Source organism: Streptomyces sp. NPDC048291, assembly GCF_043201715.1.
GTDB lineage: Bacteria > Actinomycetota > Actinomycetes > Streptomycetales > Streptomycetaceae > Streptomyces.
On sequence record NZ_JBICZC010000004.1, the window covers coordinates 415,610 to 439,174 of the forward strand.

General features: G+C 70.5%; 17 protein-coding genes. 8 read left to right on the forward strand and 9 right to left on the reverse strand.

Going from position 1 to position 23,565, the window contains the following annotated elements; translation table 11 throughout:
• The first annotated feature begins 396 nt into the window (after positions 1 to 396).
• The gene (locus ACGF5O_RS12745) at positions 397 to 3,714 is read left to right on the forward strand and encodes a choice-of-anchor D domain-containing protein (protein ID WP_393809890.1); all 3,318 of its coding nucleotides are present in this window, start codon (positions 397 to 399) and stop codon (positions 3,712 to 3,714) included.
• A gap of 206 nt (positions 3,715 to 3,920) precedes the next feature.
• Here ACGF5O_RS12745 and ACGF5O_RS12750 read toward each other — a convergent pair whose 3' ends face one another.
• The 3 genes from ACGF5O_RS12750 to ychF form a co-directional block, all read right to left on the reverse strand.
• Positions 3,921 to 5,339 (reverse strand): ATP-binding protein, encoded by a 1,419-nt coding sequence (locus ACGF5O_RS12750; protein ID WP_393809891.1) that lies wholly within the window; start codon positions 5,337 to 5,339, stop codon positions 3,921 to 3,923.
• Between the two features lie 502 nt (positions 5,340 to 5,841).
• Positions 5,842 to 9,687, reverse strand: a complete 3,846-nt coding sequence (locus ACGF5O_RS12755; RefSeq protein ID WP_393809892.1) for an AAA domain-containing protein — start codon at positions 9,685 to 9,687, stop codon at positions 5,842 to 5,844.
• Positions 9,688 to 9,988: 301 nt separating this feature from the next.
• Complete coding sequence (ychF, locus tag ACGF5O_RS12760) at positions 9,989 to 11,077, reverse strand: redox-regulated ATPase YchF (protein ID WP_393809893.1); 1,089 nt, start codon at positions 11,075 to 11,077, stop codon at positions 9,989 to 9,991.
• Between the two features lie 353 nt (positions 11,078 to 11,430).
• On the opposite strand from ychF, the gene ACGF5O_RS12765 reads away from it, so the two are divergent.
• The gene (locus ACGF5O_RS12765) at positions 11,431 to 11,826 is read left to right on the forward strand and encodes a DUF6542 domain-containing protein (RefSeq protein WP_393810131.1); all 396 of its coding nucleotides are present in this window, start codon (positions 11,431 to 11,433) and stop codon (positions 11,824 to 11,826) included.
• Between the two features lie 29 nt (positions 11,827 to 11,855).
• Here ACGF5O_RS12765 and ppgK read toward each other — a convergent pair whose 3' ends face one another.
• Positions 11,856 to 12,605 (reverse strand): polyphosphate--glucose phosphotransferase, encoded by a 750-nt coding sequence (gene ppgK, locus ACGF5O_RS12770; protein WP_393809894.1) that lies wholly within the window; start codon positions 12,603 to 12,605, stop codon positions 11,856 to 11,858.
• A 76-nt stretch (positions 12,606 to 12,681) separates the two neighbouring features.
• On the reverse strand, positions 12,682 to 13,695 hold the full coding sequence (locus tag ACGF5O_RS12775; RefSeq protein WP_393809895.1) for a 4-hydroxy-3-methylbut-2-enyl diphosphate reductase: 1,014 nt from the start codon (positions 13,693 to 13,695) through the stop codon (positions 12,682 to 12,684).
• Between the two features lie 414 nt (positions 13,696 to 14,109).
• Here ACGF5O_RS12775 and xseA point away from each other — a divergent pair, with 414 nt between their 5' ends.
• The 3 genes from xseA to ACGF5O_RS12790 all read left to right on the forward strand — a co-directional run bounded on the left by xseA (position 14,110) and on the right by ACGF5O_RS12790 (position 16,318).
• Positions 14,110 to 15,318, forward strand: a complete 1,209-nt coding sequence (xseA, locus tag ACGF5O_RS12780; RefSeq protein ID WP_393809896.1) for an exodeoxyribonuclease VII large subunit — start codon at positions 14,110 to 14,112, stop codon at positions 15,316 to 15,318.
• 31 nt (positions 15,319 to 15,349) lie between these two features.
• Positions 15,350 to 15,586, forward strand: coding sequence for an exodeoxyribonuclease VII small subunit (locus ACGF5O_RS12785; protein WP_393809897.1), 237 nt, complete (start codon positions 15,350 to 15,352; stop codon positions 15,584 to 15,586).
• A gap of 141 nt (positions 15,587 to 15,727) precedes the next feature.
• Positions 15,728 to 16,318, forward strand: coding sequence for a malonic semialdehyde reductase (locus ACGF5O_RS12790; protein ID WP_393809898.1), 591 nt, complete (start codon positions 15,728 to 15,730; stop codon positions 16,316 to 16,318).
• A 69-nt stretch (positions 16,319 to 16,387) separates the two neighbouring features.
• On the opposite strand, the gene ACGF5O_RS12795 is transcribed toward ACGF5O_RS12790, so the two are convergent.
• On the reverse strand, positions 16,388 to 16,912 hold the full coding sequence (locus ACGF5O_RS12795; protein ID WP_393809899.1) for a DUF4245 domain-containing protein: 525 nt from the start codon (positions 16,910 to 16,912) through the stop codon (positions 16,388 to 16,390).
• Positions 16,913 to 17,038: 126 nt separating this feature from the next.
• On the opposite strand from ACGF5O_RS12795, the gene glpX reads away from it, so the two are divergent.
• Positions 17,039 to 18,076, forward strand: a complete 1,038-nt coding sequence (glpX, locus tag ACGF5O_RS12800; RefSeq protein ID WP_362597857.1) for a class II fructose-bisphosphatase — start codon at positions 17,039 to 17,041, stop codon at positions 18,074 to 18,076.
• Between the two features lie 164 nt (positions 18,077 to 18,240).
• On the opposite strand, the gene ACGF5O_RS12805 is transcribed toward glpX, so the two are convergent.
• On the reverse strand, positions 18,241 to 18,624 hold the full coding sequence (locus ACGF5O_RS12805) for a WhiB family transcriptional regulator (protein WP_393809900.1): 384 nt from the start codon (positions 18,622 to 18,624) through the stop codon (positions 18,241 to 18,243).
• A 153-nt stretch (positions 18,625 to 18,777) separates the two neighbouring features.
• Positions 18,778 to 19,479: a DUF1707 domain-containing protein gene (locus tag ACGF5O_RS12810; protein WP_393809901.1), complete on the reverse strand. Its 702-nt coding sequence runs from the start codon at positions 19,477 to 19,479 to the stop codon at positions 18,778 to 18,780.
• A 181-nt stretch (positions 19,480 to 19,660) separates the two neighbouring features.
• On the opposite strand from ACGF5O_RS12810, the gene ACGF5O_RS12815 reads away from it, so the two are divergent.
• Positions 19,661 to 21,331 carry a fumarate hydratase gene (locus tag ACGF5O_RS12815; RefSeq protein ID WP_393809902.1) on the forward strand — a complete coding sequence of 557 codons (1,671 nt, stop codon included), beginning with the start codon at positions 19,661 to 19,663 and terminating at the stop codon, positions 21,329 to 21,331.
• A gap of 285 nt (positions 21,332 to 21,616) precedes the next feature.
• Here ACGF5O_RS12815 and ACGF5O_RS12820 read toward each other — a convergent pair whose 3' ends face one another.
• Positions 21,617 to 21,991 (reverse strand): hypothetical protein, encoded by a 375-nt coding sequence (locus ACGF5O_RS12820; protein WP_393809903.1) that lies wholly within the window; start codon positions 21,989 to 21,991, stop codon positions 21,617 to 21,619.
• Between the two features lie 186 nt (positions 21,992 to 22,177).
• Here ACGF5O_RS12820 and ACGF5O_RS12825 point away from each other — a divergent pair, with 186 nt between their 5' ends.
• Positions 22,178 to 23,563: a class II fumarate hydratase gene (locus ACGF5O_RS12825; protein ID WP_393809904.1), complete on the forward strand. Its 1,386-nt coding sequence runs from the start codon at positions 22,178 to 22,180 to the stop codon at positions 23,561 to 23,563.
• Positions 23,564 to 23,565: the final 2 nt, after the last annotated feature.

The window sequence follows — 23,565 nt, forward strand, 5'->3', positions numbered from 1 at the left end:
GGGAATCGGCCGCCGGAGCACGGCGGTGGAACTCAGGCCCGGTGACGCTCAGGTCCGGTGACGCTCAGGTCCGGTGACGCTCGTGACGACCCGTGGCGGAATCCGTCCCTCGGACCGCCCGCCGCCCGCCGCCCGCCGCCCGAAGGTGAACCACGGATGGCTGTGCACGGTACGGGAGGCGTCCGAGCGCGCGTCACGCGATGCCGTGCGAGAGAGAAGGGGCAACCAGGTCACGTGGGGTGGATTGTGTGGTTTGATGCGCGGGCTGTGACCGCGCGCCGCGTCCCCTCTTCATGAGGAGGCCGCCTGAGGCGCCGTCCGGCTCGGGGAAGGGCGGTCGCGCGGGGAGCGCGGTCGCGGGGGCTTCAGGGACCGGCATCGGAGGGGGTTTTCGTCGTGGGTGCTGACAGACGCGGCGGCATACGGAAGAGAGGCGCCGGGTGGCGCGGGCTGGTGCTCGCGGTGACGGGCGCGCTGGCGGCGGGGCTGCTCGGCGTGGGGGTCCCGCAGGCGCGCGCCAGCGAGACCACCGGGTCGGTGGACTCGCTGCGGACCGGCTGGGACCAGGGTGAGGCAGGCCTGAGCGCGGCGGACGTGCAGTCGTCGTCGTTCGGGCAGTTGTGGAAGACCCCGGCCCAGCTGGACGGGCAGATCTACGCGCAGCCGATCGTGGTCGGCGCCACGGTGGTGGCGGTCACCGAGAACAACATGGCCTACGGCCTGGACCGGACCACCGGCGCCGTGCTGTGGCAGCGGAACTTCGGGCCCGCGTGGCCGGCCGCGACGCTCAGCTGCGGCGACCTGGCGCCGAACGTCGGCAGCACCGGCACACCGGTGTACGACCCGGCGACCGGCGCGGTCTACCTGACGACCAAGGTCGACGACGGCCCCAACGCGCTCAACCCGCACTGGTACATGCACGCGCTCGACCCGGTCACCGGCGCGGAGAAGCAGGGCTTCCCCGTGACGATCCAGGGCTCGGCGTCCAACGACCCGAGCCAGTCGTTCCTGCCCGCGTACGAGATGCAGCGGCCGGGTCTGCTGCTGCTCGACGGGGTCGTGTACGCGGGCTTCGGCGGGCACTGCGACGCCAAGCCGTACCGCGGCTACGTGGTCGGCGTCAGCACCACGTCGCCCTCGGTGACGTCGATGTGGGCGGCGGAGACCGGCGCAAGCAACAGCGGCGCCGGCATCTGGCACTCCGGCGGCGGGCTGGTCTCCGACGGTCCCGGCCGGATCTTCGTGGCCACCGGCAACGGCGTCAGCCCGGCGCCCGGCCCGGGCACCTCGCCACCCGGCACGCTCGCGGAGTCCGTGGTCCGGCTCCAGGTGCAGCCCGACCAGAGCCTGAAGGCCGCGGACTTCTTCAGCCCGTCCAACGCGCCGACGCTCGACCAGCAGGACACCGACCTGGCCTCCGGCGGCCCGGTGGGCCTCCCGGACAGCTTCGGCACCGCCTCCCACCCGCACCTGATGGTGCAGCAGGGCAAGGACGGCCGGGTGTTCCTGCTGGACCGCGACCACCTCGGCGGACGCTCCCAGGGCCCCGGCGCGACGGACGCGGTCGTCGGCGTCACCGGACCGCTGAAGGGCCAGTGGGGCCACCCCGCGGTCTGGGGCGGTGACGGCGGCTACGTGTACGTCGTCGGCAACGGCGGCTCGCTGACGGCACTGCACCGCGGCGTGACCACCAAGGGCGACCCGGCGCTGAGCGTCGCGGGCGCGAGCCAGGACTCCTTCCCCTACACCAGCGGCTCGCCGGTGGTCACCTCGGACGGGACACGCTCGGGCAGCGCCCTGGTGTGGGTCGTGTGGTCGGGCGGCCCCACGGGAGTCAACGCCCAACTGCGCGCCTACAACCCGGTGCCGGACGCGAACGGCGTCCTCAAGCTGGTGTGGTCCGCGCCGATCGGCACCGCGCCGAAGTTCGCCGTCCCCGCGACCGACGGCAACCAGGTCTTCGTCGGGACACGGGACGGCAAGGTCTACGCGTACGGCAACCCGGTGGGCAGCCCGCTCAAGGGCGGACCGGTCGACTTCGGGACGGCAGAGGTCGGCGCGACGGCGAGCACCGACGTCGTCCTGACGGAGAACCAGAACCCGTCCAAGGAGCTGGCGATCAGGTCGGTGAGCGTCGAGGGCCCGTTCACCGCGGACACCTCGTCGCTGCCGGCCTCGATCCCGGCCGGCGGGCAGCTCACCGTGCCGGTCACGTTCAGGCCGACCGCGGTCCTGGGCGCGAGCGGCACGCTCAGCGTCGTCACGGGTGCGGGCACGTTCGCGCTGAGCCTGCACGGTGTCGGGACCAGGGCAGGGCTGGCCGCGTTCCCGGGCACGGTGTCCTTCGACAACCAGCCGACGGGGACCCCGGCCACCGCGAACGTCCAGGTGACCAACACCGGCACCGAGCCGGAGACCATCACCTCCGTCACCCCGCCCACCGGGCCGTTCAGCGCGGACAACCTGCCGAGCGCCGACCCGGCGGACCCGACGGTCGTCCCGGCCCAGGGCTCGGTCGTGCTCCGCGTCGGCTACGCGCCCACGGCCACCGGCCTGCACTCCTCGTCCATCACGCTGACGAGCACCAGCGGCACGCTGACCATCCCGGTCGAGGGCAACGCGATCAGCGGCAAGGGGCATCTGCTGCTCACTCCCCCGTCGCTGGCGTTCGGCGGGGTCACCCGCGGCACGTCGGTCACCAAGTCGTTCACCATCACCAACTCCGGGAACGTCCCGGTCACGATCACCAAGGCGAAGGCGCCGGCGGGCGTGTTCAGCAGCGCCGACCCGCTGCCCGAGGGCCTGGTCATCGGCCCCGAGCAGAGCGTCCGGCAGACCGTCACCTTCTCGCCGACCACCGTCGGCGCCCGGTCGGCGTCCTACGAGATCACCGGCGACGCCGGGCAGGGCGCGATGCTGGAGGCGGTCAGCGGCACGGGTACCCCGCCGCCGGCCCAGCTCGGCACCCTGCTGGCGCGGGACACCTCCGGCACGCTGTGGCAGTACCACGGCACGGGCGTGCCGGCGGCGCCACTCGCGAAGCGCCTCGGTGTCGGCCCCGGCTGGAACACGTACAACCTGATCACCAGCGTCTCGCGGGTGATGTCCGACGGCAGCGGCTCGGTCGTGGCCCGCGACGCCTCGGGCACCCTGTGGCTGTACCAGGGGACCGGAAAGGCGTCGGCTCCGCTCGCGGCCCGAAAGAAGGTCGGGCCGGGCTGGGGCGGTTACACCTCACTGACCGGCACGGGCGACCTCACCGGCGACGGCAGGGCCGACCTGGTGGCCCGCGACACCACGGGCAGGCTCTGGCTCTACCGCGGCACCGGCAACGCCACCGCCCCCTTCGCCGCCCGCACCCTGATCGGCGGAGGCTGGAAGACCTACTCCACGCTGACCGGCGCGGGCGACGTCACGGGGGACGGCAGGGCCGACCTGCTCGCCCGCGACACCGGGGGCGGCCTGTGGCTGTTCCGTGGCACCGGCAAGGCCGCCGCCCCGTTCGCCGCCCGCACCCGGATCGGCACGGGCTGGAACACCTACAACGCGTTCGCCGGCCCCCGCGACGTCACCGGCGACGGCAGAGCCGACCTGCTGGCCCGCGACACCACGGGCACGCTGTGGCTCTACCGCGGCACCGGCAAGGCCACGGCACCCTACGCGGCGCGCGTCAGCGTCGGCCCGGGCTGGAAGATCTACAACTCCCTGATCTGAGCCCAGGTCCCCGGAAAACAACGGGCGGCGCGACACCCGCGAAGGGTGCCGCGCCGCCCGTGCCACCGCACTCACTCACACGTTGAACCGGAACTCCACCACAAGGCTTGACCTGTGGAAATGTTGGCGCGTCCCAGCACCATCCCAGCACGGGATTCGCGCTGATCGCCCTCAGGGACTCCCGTGTCTCGCCCGCCGTCCGCCGCTCACAGCGGCCAAGCGGTCAGCAATTCGCCGGGGCCATAGGCGGCATCGAGCCCCGGACAGTCGACTCCGGCGCGCGAGACCGCCACGACTGGCACAGGTTCGCCCGTGAGGGCGGCCCTGTGTCGATGGAGAACTGCCAGGTCGTGCCGGTCGAAGGGCGACTGCTCCAGCCACTTGATGGAGCCGACGAAAAGCAGCTCCTTGGCAACGGGAGCGCGGTCCGCCCCGACGATGTCGATCTCGACATCGTCGGTGCGGGTCCAGTACCCGCCCACCGCGGGAGCCGCGGGGAGCCAGTCGTCGGGCAGTATCCGCGCCAGGGCCTCGCGGACAAGGGGCTCGACGGCCCGGCCGCGCCAGCTGGTCCAGTTCTCCCGGATCCGCGCCAAGGTCAGATCGCCCCGCCCCCGCTCGATCTCCTCCATGGACGGGCCTAGCAGGTGTAGCCAGAACCGCAGGTAGGGATCTGTCACCCGGTAGCGGCGATCCTTCGACGGACGCAGCGACACGGGCAACTCTGCGGCAACGATCCGCTTGTCCGTGAGCAGCTCCAGCGCTCGCTGCAGCGGCGTGGCCCCGATTCCGCCGGCCGCACGAGCGATGTTGGTGAACGTCCGCTCGCCACTGCCGATAGCCGCCAGCACCGTACGCGCCTGAGCCTGCGGGGGGAATTCGGCCGCCAGCGAGCGCTCGGCTGACACCAGCAGGGCCGAGACCGGATCACTCAACGCCTCACCGAGGAAGTCCCACAGCCCTGCGCCGCACGGCCACTCCGCACAGATCAGCGGCAGCCCGCCGGTGACGAGCGCGGCGTCGAAGGCTTCCGCCGGATCCAGACCAAGCATCTGCCCCACCTCGGCGGGGTTGAGCGGTCCCAGCACCATCTCCCGGCCACGCTGGTGGAAGGGGCGTCCGTAGCTGTTCAAAGCCTCCATCATCGACAGATCGGAGCCGATGAGGACCAGCAGCACCGGCTTGGTCTCCAGCACCCGGTCCCAGGCCCGCTGCAGCATCCCTTCAAAGGCACCATCGGCGTCCATCAGGTACGGCACCTCGTCGATGACCAGCACACTCGCCCGGTCGGCGGGCAGTGCCGCGGCCAGCACATCGAACGCGGCGTCCCAGCTCTCCGGCCGTGCGGCAGCCACGAGCTGCGCCAGCGGTAGCGTCGATGACCGGGCGTCCCGGGCCAGCCGCGCCAGATCGTCCCTAGGAGACGCACCGGTCGCCGCGTAGAACAAGAACGGGGCTCCGGAGCTCTCCGCGAACCGCTCGACCAGTCGCGACTTGCCCACCCGGCGTCGCCCGCGCAACATCACGCACCGCCCGGGCCTCTCCCCGCCAACCCCTGTCGCCACCCTCTGGAACTCTCGCTCCAACGTCGCCAGTTCCTGCCGACGGCCCACAAAGTCCACCATGCCTACCGACCCCCAATCACGATACTAACGTCAACGTTAGCAACATCTACGTTAGTGTGATGTCTTGCCGGGTGTCGCTCCCGGTCAAGAGTCGTGGACCGACGTGTCCCTCTGACCGTGCGGCACCGGGCCGGTCGATCCGCGCAGGGGCCAAGGGCGGCATCACGGTGCCCGTCCGAACTGGCCGTTCCCGATGATCAGCGAGGTGCGGACGACGGCCGCATCCGGATACAGGAGCCGTACGGCCGTCTCGGCGGCGGCCTTCACGGCCCCGTACGGCGTGATCGGGTCCGAGGCGCAGGTCTCGTCCTAGTGGGCCCGGGTTGCCGGAGAAGACGGTGTCGCTTCCAGTCCGCCCCGCCGCTGGTCACGTTGATCACCGCCTGCGGAGCCACCACGGTCAGCACCGTCGTGCCGCAGACCCGCAGCCAGCCTCAAGCGGGATGGGTCCACCGACTTGGGGACCGTGCCGGCCGCGCTGCGTGGAAAGGAAGGCGTCAGCTCAGCGCTCCGGGGTCCACCTGTGGATCAGCTCGTGCTGCGCCAGGTCCTTGAAGTAGCGGTGCCGCGACCAGGCGTCGAAGTCGCCGATGACGATGAGGCGCCGCCGGGCGCGGGTGACCGCAACGTTGAGGAGGTTGGGCTTTTGAGCGGCCCAGTTCCGAGACCCCACCTGGCCGGCGCCGGTACCCAGGACCAGGATCACGATGTCCGCTTCCTTGCCTTGCGTGGTGTGCACCGTGCCGTAGCGCTGGGAGGTGAGAGTCCCGCCCACAACCTCGCCGAGGCCGTGGACGACATCGCGGAACGGGCTGATGACAAAGACGGAATCGTTCAAACGGCGCTTTCGCGCTGCGGCGTGGTCGCCTCCCTGCGCGGCGCCGTGGAACGCCTCGCCGGTGTGCAGGCCCTCCTGCCGGATCGCCTCGTCAATGCGGGTGCGGATCCGGTCAAGGGTGGCTTCCAGGGCACTTCCTTCCTCGGGATTCCACTTCTCCTCGCCCGGCAGGGCTCGGACGTCCCACCACACACTGCGCTGTGCCAGCGGGAAGTCGTCCTGGTCCCGATGAACTCCGTAGACCATCATCCCGTCGTAGGCGATCTTGTTGCTGATGTCGAACATCAGGCGATCGCAGCGGCGGTGTACCCGCAGGGGCGAGCCGAGCCAGATGTCCTCGCCGTCCTGGTCCTTCAGCCACGTGCCGTATGGGTTGAGGCGGTCGGCGAGGGCCTGAACGGAAGCGGCGGCCGGGGCCCACTGGCGGTCCACAGCAAAGTGTCCGGCCAGGCGCTGCTGGCCGGTCCAGGGGAGGGTGACCACAGGTTCGAGCTGCAGCGGGTCACCGACGACGACGGCGCGGCGGGCTCGCCACAGGGCGCCGACCACCTCCTGCGGGGCGGCTTGGCCAGCCTCGTCGACGAACAGCCAGCCCAGGGCCTCGCTGCCCAGCTGAGCGAACATACGGCCCATCGACGCGAAGGTCGTCGAGACCACAGGGACAACCAGGAACAGCAACTGCCAGGCGGCCAGCACTGTTTCAGCGTCCAGGTCCGCCGGCGCCTGGCCTTTGACCACCTCCATCACGGCCTGCAGATTTCTGCGCATGCGCTCGGGCGCGGTAGCCAGCAGCGCGCGGTGCAGATCCAGGGCCGCGAGGAAGAGTTCCGAGCGTGCCTCGGCGAATACGGCGTCCATCCAGGGCGCTGACTGCTCGCGCGCCTCCATCGCCTGGCGGTCGTCGAGGGCCGCCTGCCATTCGGCTCCCGGCACCCGGTCACCCCACCGCTCCTTGGCCGTGGCCAGCCGGCGTTGCTCGGCTTCCCGCTCGCGGCGCCGTCGGGCCACCTGCTGTCCGGCCTCGGTGGTTGTCGTGACCTGCCGCGCGCGAGCCTGCTCGCACGCGGTCAGCCGGGCCTGGGCGCGCACAATGGCGGCCAGTACCTGGTCCAGTTCTCCCTGGGCGGTGCGCAAAGCGGCGTGCCGTGCGGCACGTACGGATTGCAGCTCAGAGAGACGGACGTCTGCGGCGTCCACATCCGCCTGGCGGGGGAGGCGCCCGGCCTCCCAGCGCCGCATGGGCTCGCGGGTGACCAGCCTCCTGATCAGGCCGGGTTTGCCCGCGTCGTAGGCGTGGAGTGCCGACTCCGCTGTCCTGACGCCTGCCTCGCCGTGGCGGACCGCGGCTTCGGCAAGGTCGAGCCGCGTTCGCTCGGCGGACATCGCTTCCCGGCACCGGGCATGCTCCTCCCGGTGGCCGGCAAGTTCGACGTCGACGCGCTGCTGCTCCCGTCGCAAGAGCAGCAGCGCGTCACGGGCTCCGGACTCCCGGGCCACCAGTTCATCCAGGAGGGCATCGGGGCCGGCGAGCCGAGTGAGCAGATCCGCGATCTCCTGCCGCTCTGCGCCCAGCGCGCGCACGCGGCTGCGGGCCTGGGTGAAGCGCCGGACTGCCTGTGCCCAGGTCTCCTGCCCCAACGGCGGCGCCGCGTCGGCTCCAGGGCTCGTGCTCTGGGCGTTCCGTGAGGACGCAGAAGGATGACTGCCCTGCAGCTGCAGCATCTTGTGGAGGCCCAGGAGCGGTCGGTCCTCGCTCGCTTCCGGCCTTGGCCGGCTGTTGCCCTTGGGCTGCTCGCCCCACCAGAAGCGCTGGACGAAGTCTGAGCGATTGCTGCGCCGTCCCAGGCGCGCGGCGATCGCACCCCAGGCGTCTTCCTCCAGTGCCAGGCTGGCTGGGCCGGCCAGGTAGTCGGCGCGTCCTTGCCATGCGCCGCTGATCGCGCGTGCTCCGGGAACTTCCAGGGTGACGTTCTCCACCGCTCCGTTGTTGGACGAGGCGATCACGATCTCGAAGCCGGTGAGTTCGGGGATCAGAGGATGGATGGTGCGCGGGTAGGTCTTGCCGGCGGTCTCCTCCGTGCGCCAGGCGCGCGGCTTTCGGACGAAGGCGTCCTCCGGCCGCTCCAGGGCCGCCAACCGTTCGGCCCGCTGGACCACCAGGGCCGCGATCAGGTCGCGCAGCATGGTCGTCTTGCCGGTCCCGGGTGGTCCGTTGACCGCGTAAAGACCGCGGCCGTCATCCTGCCCGAGAGTCGCCAGGATGCGGTTGACCGCAAACTGCTGGCTGAGCACCAGCGGCTTGTCGGTATCCGCCAGCCATCGGCCCAAGGGCATGCTCGACGGCTGCACGCTCTCCAGCACGATCTCGGGCAGACGTCGCACGTCAAAGCGGTTCATCGCATCCAAATCCGCCTCAGCCCGCAGGTAGTCCAGCAGGGCGGTGCCGGCCCGGCCGGCCTCGAGGACACCGGCGACCCGTTCCAGATCGTCGGCGTAGAAGCTGTTGAGGAAGACATCACCGCCCGCCTCATCCGCATGCCGGGCCGCAACCTGATAGCTCTTGATACGGATCGCGTTGGGTGCGAGGGCCTCGGCGACGCCGAGCTGCTCGGCCACCCACCGGGTGATGGCCGCCAGGTCAAACACATCCAGGACCTTTGCGCCCACCTCGGGCGGAGGTCCCTCCGGCTCCGCCTCGTGCTGCTCCGCTTCCTCCACGTCATCGCTGCCCAGTCCTTGGCCGGACACTGCGCTGTCGCCCGGGGTGTGGTCCGTGAGCCGAGCAGCAGCGGAATCGATCAAGTCACCGCCGACCTGCTCGATCACCTTCGCGGCCACCGCCCCCGCCACGGAGCCCAGCCCGGCACCCACCGCACCGGCCGCCACTCCCAGCCCGCCCTTCGCCGCACTGACGACGAGGCGGGACATCAGCCCCGCGACCGGGCCGAGCCCCATCTGCGGCGACTCAGGGCCCGCCACGGGCCGGCGATCGACTTCGATCCTCCCGTCGCCAAGGTCCAGCAGCCGCTGCAGCAGAAACGTGCTGTGCTCGTCGAAGCCGGTCAGCCACTGGTCGCTGTGCGGCCCGGGGTCCAGGGTCTGCCCGACTGCCCAGGCGCACGAGGACAAGGTGACACTGTCCTTGATCAGCAACCCGTCTTGGTTCACGGTGAAACACAGCACAGCGCTGTCCCCGCCGATCCGGCCATCGAAGTCCCGTTCGGACTCCGGAGCACGGAACGCCTGTAGCAAGACGTCACGCACCTTGTCGACCGCGAAGATCCCGGCGTAAACCGTGTGCTGCCACGCGAGGCCCGGTCGGGACCGACTCCGGCTGATCACGGAGTCGGGTTCCCAGGGCAGTGGACGATTCGGCCCCACAGCGAAGAGGTTCTTACGCGGATTTACCGGGTCGACCTTCGGCGGGCTGAAGTACTCCACGGCGCGCCAAAAGCGCAGGATCTGCGCTTGACGCTGCCGCTCAGCCTTCGCCCGATTGACCGCCCCCATCCGCCCCCCTGTGATCGTCGATCACAGGGCACCGTAACAGAGGCCGGAGAAGGCAATCGCGGTTGCCCACATGCCCGTTGTGACACGTCCACCGGGGCACCGGTCGAGGCACGCCGCCGCTGCGAAAGCCATGGCGCGGCAACTGGAGTTGAACTACAACCTGCTCCTGCCCTCCCGGGTGACGGGCTGAACGCGTCCTCCGTCAAATACCACGGCAAAAACAAAGGGCCCGACCCTGAAGAGTCGGACCCCTTCCGACCTGCACGTTTACCAGATCAGCGACGTGGTGATTGAGAACCCGTTACACGTTGAACCGGAACTCCACCACGTCCCCGTCCTGCATGACGTAGTCCTTGCCCTCCATGCGGGCCTTGCCCTTGGCGCGGGCCTCGGTGACCGAGCCGGTCTCGACCAGGTCGGCGAAGGAGATGACCTCGGCCTTGATGAAGCCCTTCTGGAAGTCGGTGTGGATCACGCCGGCCGCCTCGGGGGCCGTGGCGCCCTTCTTGATGGTCCAGGCGCGGGATTCCTTGGGGCCGGCCGTGAGGTAGGTCTGGAGGCCGAGGGTGTCGAAGCCGACGCGGGCGAGGGTGGCCAGGCCGGGTTCCTCGGCGCCCACCGACTCCAGGAGCTCCATGGCGTCCTCCTCGTCGAGTTCGGCGAGGTCCTGCTCCAGCTTGGCGTTGAGGAAGATCGCCTCGGCGGGGGCGACCAGGGCGCGCTGCTCGGTCTTGAAGTCCTCGTCGAGCAGCTCGTCCTCGTCGACGTTGAAGACGTAGAGGAACGGCTTGGTGGTGAGGAGGTGCAGGTCGTGCAGGAGCTCGGCGCGCTCCGAGCCCTGGACGATGCCGTGGGCGAAGAGCGTGTCGCCCTTCTCCAGGATCTCCTTGGCCTCCTCGACCGCCTTGACCTTGGGCGCCACGTCCTTCTTGATGCGCGACTCCTTCTGGAGACGCGGCAGGACCTTCTCGATGGTCTGGAGGTCGGCGAGGATCAGCTCGGTGTTGATCGTCTCGATGTCGTCCTTCGGCGAGACCTTGCCGTCGACGTGCACGACGTTCTCGTCCTTGAAGGCCCGGATGACCTGGCAGATCGCGTCGGACTCACGGATGTTCGCGAGGAACTTGTTGCCCAGGCCCTCGCCCTCGGAGGCGCCGCGCACGATGCCCGCGATGTCGACGAAGTCGACCGTGGCCGGCAGGATGCGCTCCGACTTGAAGATCGACGCCAGCTTGGCCAGGCGGGCGTCGGGGACGCCGACGACACCCACGTTGGGCTCGATCGTGGCGAACGGGTAGTTGGCCGCGAGCACGTCGTTCTTGGTCAGGGCGTTGAACAGGGTCGACTTGCCGACATTCGGCAGGCCGACGATTCCGATCGTGAGCGACACGTTGCGACTTCCCGTAGTGAGTGGGTGAGTGAGCCGGGGGGCTGCCAGTGCCGGCGGGCCGGCCGATCCCCCAGTTTACGGGGTTCGGGGCACCCGGCCGGCGACAGTGTCGAACACCTGGCCAACGTCCGCTCTTCGGCTTGGTTTCGGCGTGTCCGGGGTGCGATCGGGCCCATGAACCGACCTAGGTTGGTCCGGTGGAGCATCACAGGACCCGACCCCGACAGCCCGGACCGCGTCGAGGCGGCCCCCGTGCGCCGCTGCCCCCGCAGGCGAGACCGCGGCCGGAGACGGCCCGGCGCCGGCCCGCTCCCGGAAGGCCGCGGCCGACTCCGGCGGCGGGGCCCGCGCGGCTGCCGAACCCACGGCTCACGGGGCTCGGCTGCGGCCTCTTCTGCATGGCCGCGATGCTCACGCTCGGCTTCCTGGACGACCTGCTCTTCGGGGCGTCCCTGACCGTGTACGGCGTGCTGTCCCTGCCGGTGTCCGCGCTGACCGCGCTGTGGGTGCGCGGGGGCGATCTGCTGACCGCCCCCGTCGTCATCCCGATCGCCTTCGCCGTCGGCCTGTCGACGGTCGCCGACGACGGCGGCGGCGGTTTCCTGGGCGGGGTGATGGGCCTGGTGACGGCCCTGTCCACGCAGGCCGGCTGGCTCTACCTCGGGACGCTGGTCGCCGGGGTGATCGTCATCGTCCGCCGGATCCGGATGATCAGGACGGTCCGGATGCTCCGGCGCCGCCGGGCCTGACCCCGGGTGCCGGGACCCCGGGTGCGCGGCTACTTGGCGTGGTGTGCGGCGCGCATCGCCGCGCCCACGATCCCCGCGTTGTTCTGCAGCTGGGCCGGGACGATCTCGGCCTTGATGTCCTGGATGTACGGCAGGAACTTGTCGGCCTTGCGGCTCACCCCGCCGCCGATGATGAACAGGTTCGGGCTGAAGAGCATCTCGACGTGCGCCAGGTACTTGTTGACCCGGTGCGCCCAGTGCTCCCAGCTCAGCTCCTGGTCCTCCTTGGCCTTGCTGGACGCCTTCTTCTCCGCGTCGTGGCCGTCCAGCTCCAGGTGGCCCAGCTCGGTGTTGGGGACCAGCTCGCCGTCGACGAACAGGGCGCTGCCGATGCCGGTGCCGAAGGTGAGCAGGAGGACGACGCCCTTGCGGTCCCGGCCGGCGCCGAACTCCATCTCGGCCACGCCCGCCGCGTCCGCGTCGTTGACCACGGTCACCGGGAGACCGCCGAGCCGCTCGCTGAACAGCGAGCGCGCGTCGGTGTCGATCCAGCTCTTGTCGACGTTCGCCGCCGTACGGATGTGAGTGCCGTCGGTGATCACCCCGGGGAAGGTGAGCCCGACCGGGCCGTTCCACCCGAAGTGGTCGACGACCTGCTTGACCCCGTCGGCGACGCCGTCGGGCGTCGCCGGGTGCGGGGTGAGCACCTTGCACCGCTCCTGGGCCAGGTCGCCCTTGTCCAGGTCCACGGGAGCGCCCTTGATCCCGGAACCACCGATGTCCACACCGAAGATCTGCATGGCTCCACGTTACGTCGTACGACTGACAGTCACGACGTCGGGCGAGCCCGCGGTCACACAGTTGTACGGACGGTGATCACGCGCCGGCGCCGGTGCCGCCGCGCTCGGCGACCAGGGTGGCCGCCTCTTCGCGCAGGTCGCGGCGGAGTTCCTTGGGCAGCGAGAAGGTGATGGACTCCTCGGCGGCCTTGACGATCTCGACGTCCCCGTAGCCGCGCTCGGCGAGCCACTCCAGGACCTCCTCGACCAGGACCTCCGGGACGGAGGCGCCCGAGGTGACACCGACCGTGGTGACGCCCTCCACCCAGGCCTCGTCGATCTCGCCGGCGAAGTCGACCAGGTAGGCCGCGCGGGAGCCGGCCAGCTTGGCGACCTCGACGAGCCGCTTGGAGTTGGAGGAGTTGCGGGAGCCGACCACGATGACGAGTTCGGCCTCGGCGCCCATCTGCTTCACGGCGAGCTGACGGTTCTGCGTGGCGTAGCAGATGTCGTCGCTGGGCGGGGAGATGAGCTGCGGGAACTTCTCCTTGAGGGCGTCGACCGTCTCCATCGTCTCGTCCACGGAGAGGGTGGTCTGGGAGAGCCAGACGACCTTGGACTCGTCGCGGACCTCGACCTTGGCGACGTCCGCGGGGCCGTCGACCAGCTGGATGTGGTCGGGGGCCTCGCCGGAGGTGCCGATGACCTCCTCGTGGCCCTCGTGCCCGATCAGGAGGATGTCGTAGTCCTCGTTGGCGAATCGGACGGCTTCCTTGTGGACCTTGGTGACCAGCGGGCAGGTCGCGTCGATGGTGGCGAGACGGCCGCGCTCGGCCTCCTCGTGGACGACGGGGGCGACGCCGTGCGCGGAGAACATCACGATGTTCCCCGGCGGGACCTCCTCGGTCCGCTCGACGAAGATCGCGCCCTTCTTCTCCAGGGTCTGCACGACGTACTTGTTGTGCACGATCTCGTGCCGGACATAGATCGGGGCCCCGTACTGCTCCAGGGCCTTCTCGACGGCGATCACGGCGCGGTCCACACCCGCGCAGTAGCCACGGGGGGCGGCGAGCAGGACACGGCGGCCAGACGAAGCAGTCATGGCACCCATCGTAAGGCCGCGCCGTGTCGCCCCCGCCGCCCCTACCCGTCCCGTCCTCCAGGGGGTGGACCCCCTTCGACCGCCCGCTCCGGGGGCCGCCGCCCCCGCACCCCCGCATCGGCCTGAACGGCCTCGTCCTCAAACGCCGGACGGGCTGGAAGGCGGGGGGCGAACCGGCCTTCGTCGCCGAACGCCCGACAGAGGAGACGGTGGAGGTGCGGACCGTTTTCGTCCTCGGACGCCGGACCGGCTGGAGGGTGACGGTGCGGGGCGGGGCCCGTCGAACACCGGACCGGCTTGAGAGTGACGGTGCGGGGCCGGGGCTCGTCGGGCGTCGAAGCGGCTGGAGGGTGGGGGTTCGGGCCTGGGCTTGTTCGTGCAGGTCTGGCTGGGACTGTCGGTGTGCGCCGTTACGCTCGCCGCATGGCTTTGAACACGTCCGCCGAGACCCCCGTCCCCGTCGGTGAGATCTCCCGGCTGATCGGCGGGTGGATCGACCGGCTCGGGGCCGTCTGGGTCGAGGGGCAGATCACCCAGCTGTCGCGGCGGCCGGGTGCCGGGGTGGTGTTCCTGACCCTGCGGGATCCGTCGCACGACATCTCGATCGGCGTCACCTGTTTCCGGCAGGTGTTCGACACCGTGGCCGACGTGGTCGGGGAGGGCGCCCGGGTCGTCGTACACGCGAAGCCGGAGTGGTACGCGCCGCGTGGGCAGCTGTCGTTGCGGGCGGTGGAGATACGGCCCGTCGGGGTCGGGGAGCTGCTGGCGCGGCTGGAGCAGCTGAAAAAGGCGCTGGCCGCGGAGGGACTGTTCGCGGCCGGGCGGAAGAAGCCGTTGCCGTTCCTGCCGCAACTGATCGGGCTGGTGTGCGGGCGGGCTTCGGCCGCCGAGCGGGACGTGCTGGAGAACGCCCGGCACCGGTGGCCCGCGGTGCGGTTCGAGGTGCGGAACGTGCCGGTGCAGGGCGTGCACGCGGTGCCGCAGGTCGTGCAGGCCGTGAAGGAGCTCGACGCGATCGACGAGGTGGATGTGATCATCGTCGCGCGCGGCGGCGGCAGCGTGGAGGATCTGCTGCCGTTCTCGGACGAGCAGTTGGTGCGGACGGTCGCCGAGTGCCGTACGCCCGTGGTGTCCGCCATCGGGCACGAGCCGGACAACCCGCTGCTCGACTACGTCGCCGACCTGCGGGCCTCCACCCCCACCGACGCCGCCAAGAAGGTCGTCCCGGACGTCGGGGAGGAGCTGGAGCGGGTGCGGATGCTGCGGGACCGGGCCCGGCGGTGTGTCGACGGGCTGGTGGCGCGGGAGGAGCGGGGGCTGGCGCATGCGCTCGCGCGGCCGGCCATGGAGGACCCGCACCGGATGGTCGACGAACGGGCCGATCACATCGCCTCGCTGGTCGACCGTTCGCGGCGCACCGTCGGGCATCTGCTCGACCGCGCCGACTCCGAGCTGACGCACACGCACGCGCGCGTGGTGGCCCTCTCCCCCGCGGCCACCCTGAAGCGCGGGTACGCCGTGCTGCAGAAGGACGACGGTCAGGTGGTGCGCGACCCGGGCGACGTCGGGCCGGGTGAGGCCTTGCGGGCACGGGTCGCCGAGGGTGGGTTCACGGTGCGGGTCGACGGCTGACACCGCGCGAGCAGACGAGAAAGGTGTGCGGATGAGCAGCAGGACGGAAGAGGCCGGTCTCTCCTATGAGCAGGCACGGGACGAGCTGATCGAGACCGTGCGGCGGCTGGAGGCCGGCGGGACGAGCCTGGAGGAGTCGCTGGCGCTCTGGGAGCGGGGCGAGGAGCTGGCCAAGGTGTGCCGGCGGTGGCTGGAGGGGGCGCGGGCCCGGCTGGACGCGGCGCTGGCCGAGGAGGACGGGGAGGAGGAGACCGCGGAGCAGGAGTGAACGAGCGGGCGAATGTGAAGCGGATCACCACGCCCCGCTTTTTGTTGAAGCTTGAACCTTCCTCGCGTACGGTGATGCCGTCAGCCTATCCGGACCGCGGTCCGGTACGGATCGGACGTCACCCCCCGAGGAAGTTCCGCAATGTCTCTCGTTCTTGACCCCTCCGCTCAGGACCTGCTGTTCCGCGAGGCCCGCACCGCCAACACCTTCACCGACGAGCCGGTGACCGACGAGCAGGTACAGGCGATCTACGACCTGGTCAAGTTCGGCCCGACCTCCATGAACCAGTCGCCGTTGCGCGTGGTCCTGGTCCGCTCCCCCGAGGCCCGCGAGCGCCTGGTGCAGCACATGGCCGAGGGCAACCAGAAGAAGACCGCCACCGCCCCGCTGGTCGCGATCCTCGCCGCGGACAACGAGTTCCACGAGGAGCTGCCGGAGCTCTTCCCGCACTTCCCGCAGGCCAAGGACGCCGTCTTCGCCGACCGCGGGGTGCGCGAGGGCAGCGCCGCCCTGAACGCCACCCTGCAGGCCGCCTACTTCATCATCGGCGTCCGCGCCGCCGGTCTCGCCGCCGGCCCGATGACCGGCCTCGACCTCGCGGGCGTCCAGAAGGAGTTCCTGGACGACGACCACACCCCGCTGATGGTCGTCAACATCGGCAAGCCGGGCGCGGACGCCTGCTTCCCGCGCTCCCCGCGCCTGGCCTACGACGACGTCATCACGACCGTCTGAGTCACCCCGCAGCACCGAGAGAGGCCCCCGGCAACGGCGCCGGGGGCCTCTGGCGTCAGGTCAGGGGCATCAGGACATCTCCAGCGCCGTCGCCATCTTCGTCAGCTCGGTGAAGGAGGCCGTGCCGGCCACCACCGTGGTGGAGCCGGTGGTGCCGTCCAGCACCAGCGCGTCGTAGCGACCGCCGGTGTAGTGCGTCCAGGTGCGCTCGCCGATCTTCTCGGTCGTCTTCGTGGCCGACGCGCCCTGGCTGGCGTCGTCGATGAAGTCCGCGGGCTTCTGAGTGGACTGCTCGATCTGGACGTACTGACCGTCGGGGGTCTGGTAGCCGAGGTGCCAGCGGTCGCCGTTCTCGCCCTGGAAACGGACCGAGGTCGCCTTCCAGGTGCTGGGCAGGCCCTCCGGCGCGGCCACCTGGTAACTCGCCGCGCGCCGTGCCGTCAGCAGCTCGACCCGGTAGTCGACCCGCTGGATGTCGGGAGCGTGATCGTCGTGCGGGACGAGCAGGTAGATGAAGCCCGCCGCGAGGCCGATCAGGGCCAGGGAGAGAATCATGTCCCGGACCGTCTTCTGCTTGCCGTTCGTGCCTGCCACGCCCCCTATCGTCGCAGGTGCCCTTTGCGCTCATCCGTGGGGTCCCCTGCTCATTTTGTCAGCCTGGCGATAGAGTCGACGGGAAACCCTCATCCGGCCGTCGTCGTATCAGAAAGGTGCGCTCCGATGACCGAGAATCATCATCACCTGCCGTCCGAACTCGATGTTCCCTCCGAAGCCCCCGACCGGAACCTCGCCCTGGAGCTCGTCCGGGTCACCGAGGCCGCCGCGATGGCCGCGGGACGCTGGGTCGGCCGCGGCGACAAGAACGGCGCCGACGGCGCCGCGGTCCGCGCGATGCGGACCCTCGTCTCCACCGTGTCGATGAACGGCGTGGTCGTCATCGGCGAGGGCGAGAAGGACGAGGCCCCGATGCTCTTCAACGGAGAGCGCATCGGCGACGGCACCGGGCCCGAGGTCGACATCGCCGTCGACCCCATCGACGGGACCACGCTGACCGCGAAGGGCATGCCCAACGCGATCGCCGTGCTGGCCGCGGCCGAGCGCGGTGCCATGTTCGACCCGTCCGCCGTCTTCTACATGGACAAGCTGGTCACGGGCCCGGAGGCGGCGGACTTCGTCGACATCGACGCGCCCGTCTCCGTCAACATCCGGCGGGTCGCCAAGGCGAAGCGGGCCACCCCGGAGGACGTGACCGTCGTCATCCTCGACCGGCCGCGGCACGAAGGGATCATCAAGGAGATCCGGGAGGCCGGCGCGCGCATCAAGCTGATCTCCGACGGTGACGTCGCCGGGTCGATCTACGCGCTGCGCGAGGGCACGGGCGTCGACATGCTGCTCGGGATCGGCGGCACGCCGGAGGGCATCATCTCGGCGTGCGCGGTGAAGTGCCTGGGCGGCACCATCCAGGGCAAGTTGTGGCCCAAGGACGACGCGGAGCGGCAGCGGGCGATCGACGCCGGGCACGACCTGGACCGGGTGCTGACCACCGAGGACCTGGTGACCGGGGAGAACGTGTTCTTCGTGGCGACCGGGATCACCGACGGTGAGCTGCTGCGCGGGGTGCGGTACCGGTCGGAGACCGCGCTGACCGAGTCCATCGTGATGCGGTCGAAGTCGGGGACGGTGCGGCGGATCGACTCCGAGCATCGGCTGCGCAAGCTGCGGGCGTACAGCACGGTGGATTTCGACCGGGCGAAGTAGCGCCTTCGGGGGAGGGGCTGCGGGCGCGTCGGTGACTGCGGGCGCGTAGTGGCTGGTCGCGCCCACGCGGCGGCAGCCGCACATCAGCACAGCCCCGCGCCCCTGACGGCGCCTGCCCTCAGGCACGTCAAAAGGCGCCCTCTGTGCGGAGAGGGCGCCTTTTGTCAGCCTGCTTGTGCTATGCGGTTCGCCGCTGCCGTCCTCGCCGCCTTCTTCAGTTCCATGTCGCGGCGCCGGCGGCGGGCCAGGACCACGCGGCGCTCGGCCGCGGTGAGGCCGCCCCAGACGCCGTAGGGCTCGGGCTGGAGCAGCGCGTGTTCGCGGCACTCGACCATCACCGGGCAGCGGGCACAGACCCGCTTGGCCGCCTCCTCCCGGGACAGCCGGGCGGCGGTGGGTTCCTTGGAAGGTGCGAAGAACAGGCCTGCCTCGTCGCGCCGGCACACCGCCTCGGTGTGCCAGGGTGCGTCTTGGTCCCTGTCCCGCACTGGCACCCGCTGGGCCGGAACGGCAGCTACCTGCAGGGACGAATGCGGCGGTTGCAGCACGGGTCTACTCCTGACGACGGCTTCGCGAGCGAGAGACGATGCAGCAAGGCCTACCCGCTGTGCGCGGGCCTATGCACAGCGTCCTCAACAGCCGTACCCCGGCGGCTTGTTCACGACCCCTGAGGCCGCTGGGCAAGGAGTGATTCGCGACCGTCAACGGTCCAGGTGTTTGCGCAACTTCCTGTCGACCTTGTCCTGGACCCGGTCCAGGATGTCCGCGATGAGCTTTCCGCGCTTCGGCCGCGCCTCCACGTTGCCGAGGACTGCCCAGCCGTCGACGTAGACGACCGGCGCGTCGGAGTCGACCGAATCCAGCGTGTCCGCCTCGAAGTTGCCGAGCACACCGCCGCCGGTGCCGCGCAGCGACACGTTCTCCGGGACGCGGATCTGGATGTCGCCGAAGACCGAGACCGCCTTGATGACGACCTGCTGGTACTCGAAGATCGCCTCGGTGAGGTCCAGCTCGATGGAGCCGAAGACCGCGTAGGCGTGCAGCCGGCGGCCGGCCCGCCAGCGGCCTCGGCGGCGGGCGCTGCTGAAGACCGCCACCACGTTGCCGTCCGCCTCGACGGGGATCGCGCCGGGCGTCGGCCGCGGCGGCACCGGCGTGTAGCCCGGGGCGGCCGGGCCGGCGTGGGCCGCGGGCAGGTCCCGTATGAAGACCTCCAGCTCGCCCACCGTCTTGGCGTTCAGCACCCCCTCCACGCGCTCGGCGTGCTCGTCGGCGGTCAGGCGCCCCTCGGCGAGGGCCTCCCGCAGGATGTCGGCGATGCGGTCGCGGTCGGCGTCCGAGGCGCGCAGCTCGGCCACCGGCGCTCCGGCACGCTCCTGAGGGGTCTGCTTCTGAAGGTCCACGGCAGCAGCGTACCGAAACGCGATAGATCGCGACTACCCCTCGTCGCGGCCTGTGGAAAACCCGTGCCATTCTCGAACTGAGCCTTACCTCACAGGCTCTCCGTCAGCGGCAGGTTCTACGCTGGTGAGCGCCCGCCAGCGTCGGCGGGCGGCCGTCCGTCAGAGTGAGGAATGGGCTGAGATGCCTGAGTTCGCGTATACCGATCTGCTCCCCCAGGGCGAGGACACCACCCCGTACCGGCTGGTGACCTCGGAGGGTGTGTCCACCGTCGAGGGACCGGACGGGCGGACGTTCCTCAAGGTGGAGCCGGAGGCGCTGCGCAAGCTGGCCGCGGAGGCCATCCACGACATCCAGCACTACCTGCGGCCCGCGCACCTGGCGCAGCTCCGGCGGATCATCGACGACCCCGAGGCGTCGAACAACGACAAGTTCGTCGCGCTCGACCTGCTGAAGAACGCGAACATCGCGGCGGCGGGTGTGCTGCCGATGTGCCAGGACACCGGTACCGCGATCGTCATGGGCAAGCGCGGGCAGAACGTGCTGACCGAGGGCGGCGACGAGGCGGCGCTGAGCCGCGGCATCTACGACGCGTACCTGAACCTCAACCTGCGCTACTCGCAGATGGCCCCGCTCACCATGTGGGACGAGAAGAACACCGGGTCGAACCTGCCGGCCCAGATCGAGCTGTACGCCACCGACGGCGGCGCCTACAAGTTCCTCTTCATGGCGAAGGGCGGCGGCTCCGCCAACAAGTCGTTCCTCTACCAGGAGACGAAGGCGGTCCTCAACGAGGCCTCCATGATGAAGTTCCTGGAGGAGAAGATCCGTTCGCTCGGCACGGCCGCGTGCCCGCCGTACCACCTGGCGATCGTCGTGGGCGGCACGAGCGCCGAGTTCGCGCTGAAGACCGCGAAGTACGCCTCCGCGCACTACCTGGACGAGATCCCGGCCGAGGGCTCGGAGCTCGGGCACGGCTTCCGGGACAAGGACCTGGAGCAGAAGGTCTTCGAGCTGACCCAGAAGATCGGCATCGGCGCTCAGTTCGGCGGCAAGTACTTCTGCCACGACGTGCGCGTGGTGCGGCTGCCGCGGCACGGCGCGTCCTGCCCGGTCGCCATCGCGGTCTCCTGCTCCGCGGACCGGCAGGCGGTCGCGAAGATCACCGCCGAGGGCGTCTTCCTGGAGCAGCTGGAGACGGACCCGGCGCGGTTCCTGCCGGAGACGACGGACGAGCACCTGGACGAGTCCTCGGACGTCGTGAAGATCGACCTGAACCAGCCGATGGACACGATCCTGGCGGAGCTGACCAAGTTCCCGGTCAAGACCCGGCTCTCGCTCACCGGGCCGCTGGTCGTGGCGCGCGACATCGCGCACGCCAAGATCAAGGAGCGGCTCGACGCGGGTGAGGAGATGCCGCAGTACCTGAAGGACCACCCGGTGTACTACGCGGGTCCGGCCAAGACGCCCGAGGGGTACGCGTCCGGGTCCTTCGGGCCCACGACCGCCGGGCGCATGGACTCCTACGTGGAGCAGTTCCAGGCCGCCGGGGGGTCCAAGGTGATGCTCGCCAAGGGCAACCGCAGCAGGCAGGTGACCGACGCGTGCGAGGCGCACGGCGGGTTCTACCTGGGCTCCATCGGGGGGCCCGCGGCGCGGCTCGCCCAGGACTGCATCAAGAAGGTCGAGGTCGTCGAGTACGAGGAGCTCGGCATGGAGGCCGTCTGGAAGATCGAGGTCGAGGACTTCCCGGCGTTCGTCGTCGTGGACGACAAGGGCAACGACTTCTTCCAGGATCCGGCGCCGCAGCCGACGTTCACCAGCATTCCGGTGCGGGGGCCCGGGCTGGCGTAGCGCGTTCGGTGCGGCGGGGGGTGTCGCCCCCGCCGCCCCTACCCGTCCCGTCCCTCCAGGGGGTGGGCCCCCTGCGACCGCCCGCTCCGGGGGCCGCCGCCCCCGCACCCCCGCATCGGCCTCCGGCCTCGTCCTCAAACGCCGGACGGGCTGGAGCGGATGCGGACCGGCTTGCTTCCTCAAACGCCGGACGGGCTGAGAGGTGGTGCCGACCGGCCTTCGCCCTCAAACGCCGGACGGGCTGGAGAGTGGGGGTGCGGGCGCCGGGCGGGCTGGTTGGTGGGGTCAGTCCGGTACGCAGCCGAACCAGTTCACGGTGTCGCCGTCCTTGAGGTAGCCCATGCACCTGACGGTTTCGTCGTGCAGTTTCTCGGTGTGGTCGACCGGGCCGTTCGTGTAGTCCGTGGTGTGGTGGGGCTGGGCCAGGGTGTCGATGGCGACGCGGTACCAGGGGCGCTGGGCGGACGGCAGGGTGCAGCCGTGGCTGGTCATGTTGCGGCTGGGGTCGCCGCTCCAGACGGGGCGTTCGGCGCGGGCGCAGTGCGCGCGGTGGGCGCCGCCTCCGGCGGCGGCGGTACCGGCCGTCGCGCCCAGCAGGGTCGCCGCGCCTATGGACACCGCCGCGAGGGCGCCGAGCAGACCCTTGGGAGTGAAGTTCATCGAGTGGTCCTCCTGCCAGCGGTGGTGACGGCGGGGAGTCGCCCTGTCACCTTGGGGTGATCGTCACACTTGTTCGTGATGTCCCGCCCGGTGGGCGGAGGAGCAGTCCCCCGACCCGGTGACTTCGGTGGTGCCAATGCAGCAGGCGTCCGGAACAACCGCCGCGTCCCGTTCGCTGACAAAGGCATGAGCGACTACCGCATCGAACACGACTCCATGGGCGAGGTCCGGGTCCCCGCCCACGCCAAGTGGCGGGCCCAGACACAACGGGCCGTCGAGAACTTCCCCGTCTCCGGGCAGCGGATCGAGCGCGCGCACATCGAGGCGCTGGCCCGCATCAAGGGGGCGGCGGCCAAGGTCAACGCCGAGCTGGGGGTGGTCGACGAGGACATCGCGCGGGCGATCCAGGAGGCGGCCGAGGAGGTCGCCGAGGGGAAGTGGGACGAGCACTTCCCGGTGGACGTGTTCCAGACCGGGTCGGGCACCTCGTCGAACATGAACACCAACGAGGTGCTCGCGACGCTGGCGACCGAGCGGCTCGGGCGCGACGTCCATCCCAACGACCACGTGAACGCCTCCCAGTCGTCCAACGACGTGTTCCCGTCGTCCATCCACATCGCCGCCACCGCCGCCGTCACCCGTGACCTGATCCCGGCGCTCGACCATCTCGCCGACGCGCTCGCCGGGAAGTCCGAGGAGTTCGCCGATGCGGTGAAGTCGGGGCGGACCCATCTGATGGACGCGACGCCGGTGACGCTCGGGCAGGAGTTCGGGGGGTACGCGGCCCAGGTGCGGTACGGCGTCGAGCGGCTGCGGGCCGCGCTGCCCCGGCTCGCGGAGCTGCCGCTCGGCGGGACGGCGGTGGGCACCGGGATCAACACGCCGCCCGGGTTCTCCGCCGCGGTGATCGAGGAGGTCGCGCGGGTCACCGGGCTGCCGTTCACGGAGGCCCGGAACCACTTCGAGGCGCAGGGCGCGCGGGACGGGATCGTGGAGACCAGCGGGCAGCTGCGGACCGTGGCGGTCGGGCTGACGAAGATCGCCAACGACCTGCGGTGGATGGCCTCGGGGCCGCGGACCGGGCTCGCCGAGATCTCGCTGCCGGACCTGCAGCCGGGGTCCTCCATCATGCCGGGGAAGGTCAACCCGGTCATTCCGGAGGCCGTGTTGATGGTGGCCGCGCAGGTGATCGGGAACGACCAGACCATCGCCGTGGCCGGCGCCGCCGGGAACTTCGAGCTCAACGTGATGCTGCCGGTCATCGGCAAGAACGTGCTGGAGTCCGTACGGCTGCTCGCCAACGTCTCGCGGCTGCTCGCCGACCGGACCGTGGACGGGATCACCGCGCACCGCGAGCGGGCCCGGGAGTACGCCGAGTCGTCGCCGTCCGTGGTCACCCCGCTCAACAAGTACATCGGGTACGAGGAGGCCGCCAAGGTGGCCAAGAAGGCGCTCGCGGAACGTAAGACGATCCGCCAGGTGGTCATCGAGGGCGGGTACGTCGAGCGGGGCGACCTGACCGTCGGGCAGCTGGACGAGGCGCTGGATGTCCTGCGGATGACACGGCCGTAACC

Bases quoted from the DNA above. Each gene is read 5' to 3' on its own strand.
- glpX (WP_362597857.1), top strand. From the start codon at position 17,039: ATGACCGAGAATCATCATCACCTGCCGTCCGAACTCGATGTTCCCTCC.
- ACGF5O_RS12815 (WP_393809902.1), top strand. From the start codon at position 19,661: ATGCCTGAGTTCGCGTATACCGATCTGCTCCCCCAGGGCGAGGACACC.
- ACGF5O_RS12825 (WP_393809904.1), top strand. From the start codon at position 22,178: ATGAGCGACTACCGCATCGAACACGACTCCATGGGCGAGGTCCGGGTC.
- ppgK (WP_393809894.1), bottom strand. From the start codon at position 12,605: ATGCAGATCTTCGGTGTGGACATCGGTGGTTCCGGGATCAAGGGCGCT.
- ACGF5O_RS12755 (WP_393809892.1), bottom strand. From the start codon at position 9,687: ATGGGGGCGGTCAATCGGGCGAAGGCTGAGCGGCAGCGTCAAGCGCAG.
- xseA (WP_393809896.1), top strand. From the start codon at position 14,110: ATGGCTTTGAACACGTCCGCCGAGACCCCCGTCCCCGTCGGTGAGATC.
- ACGF5O_RS12750 (WP_393809891.1), bottom strand. From the start codon at position 5,339: ATGGTGGACTTTGTGGGCCGTCGGCAGGAACTGGCGACGTTGGAGCGA.
- ACGF5O_RS12820 (WP_393809903.1), bottom strand. From the start codon at position 21,991: ATGAACTTCACTCCCAAGGGTCTGCTCGGCGCCCTCGCGGCGGTGTCC.
- ACGF5O_RS12790 (WP_393809898.1), top strand. From the start codon at position 15,728: ATGTCTCTCGTTCTTGACCCCTCCGCTCAGGACCTGCTGTTCCGCGAG.
- ACGF5O_RS12785 (WP_393809897.1), top strand. From the start codon at position 15,350: ATGAGCAGCAGGACGGAAGAGGCCGGTCTCTCCTATGAGCAGGCACGG.
- ACGF5O_RS12775 (WP_393809895.1), bottom strand. From the start codon at position 13,695: ATGGGTGCCATGACTGCTTCGTCTGGCCGCCGTGTCCTGCTCGCCGCC.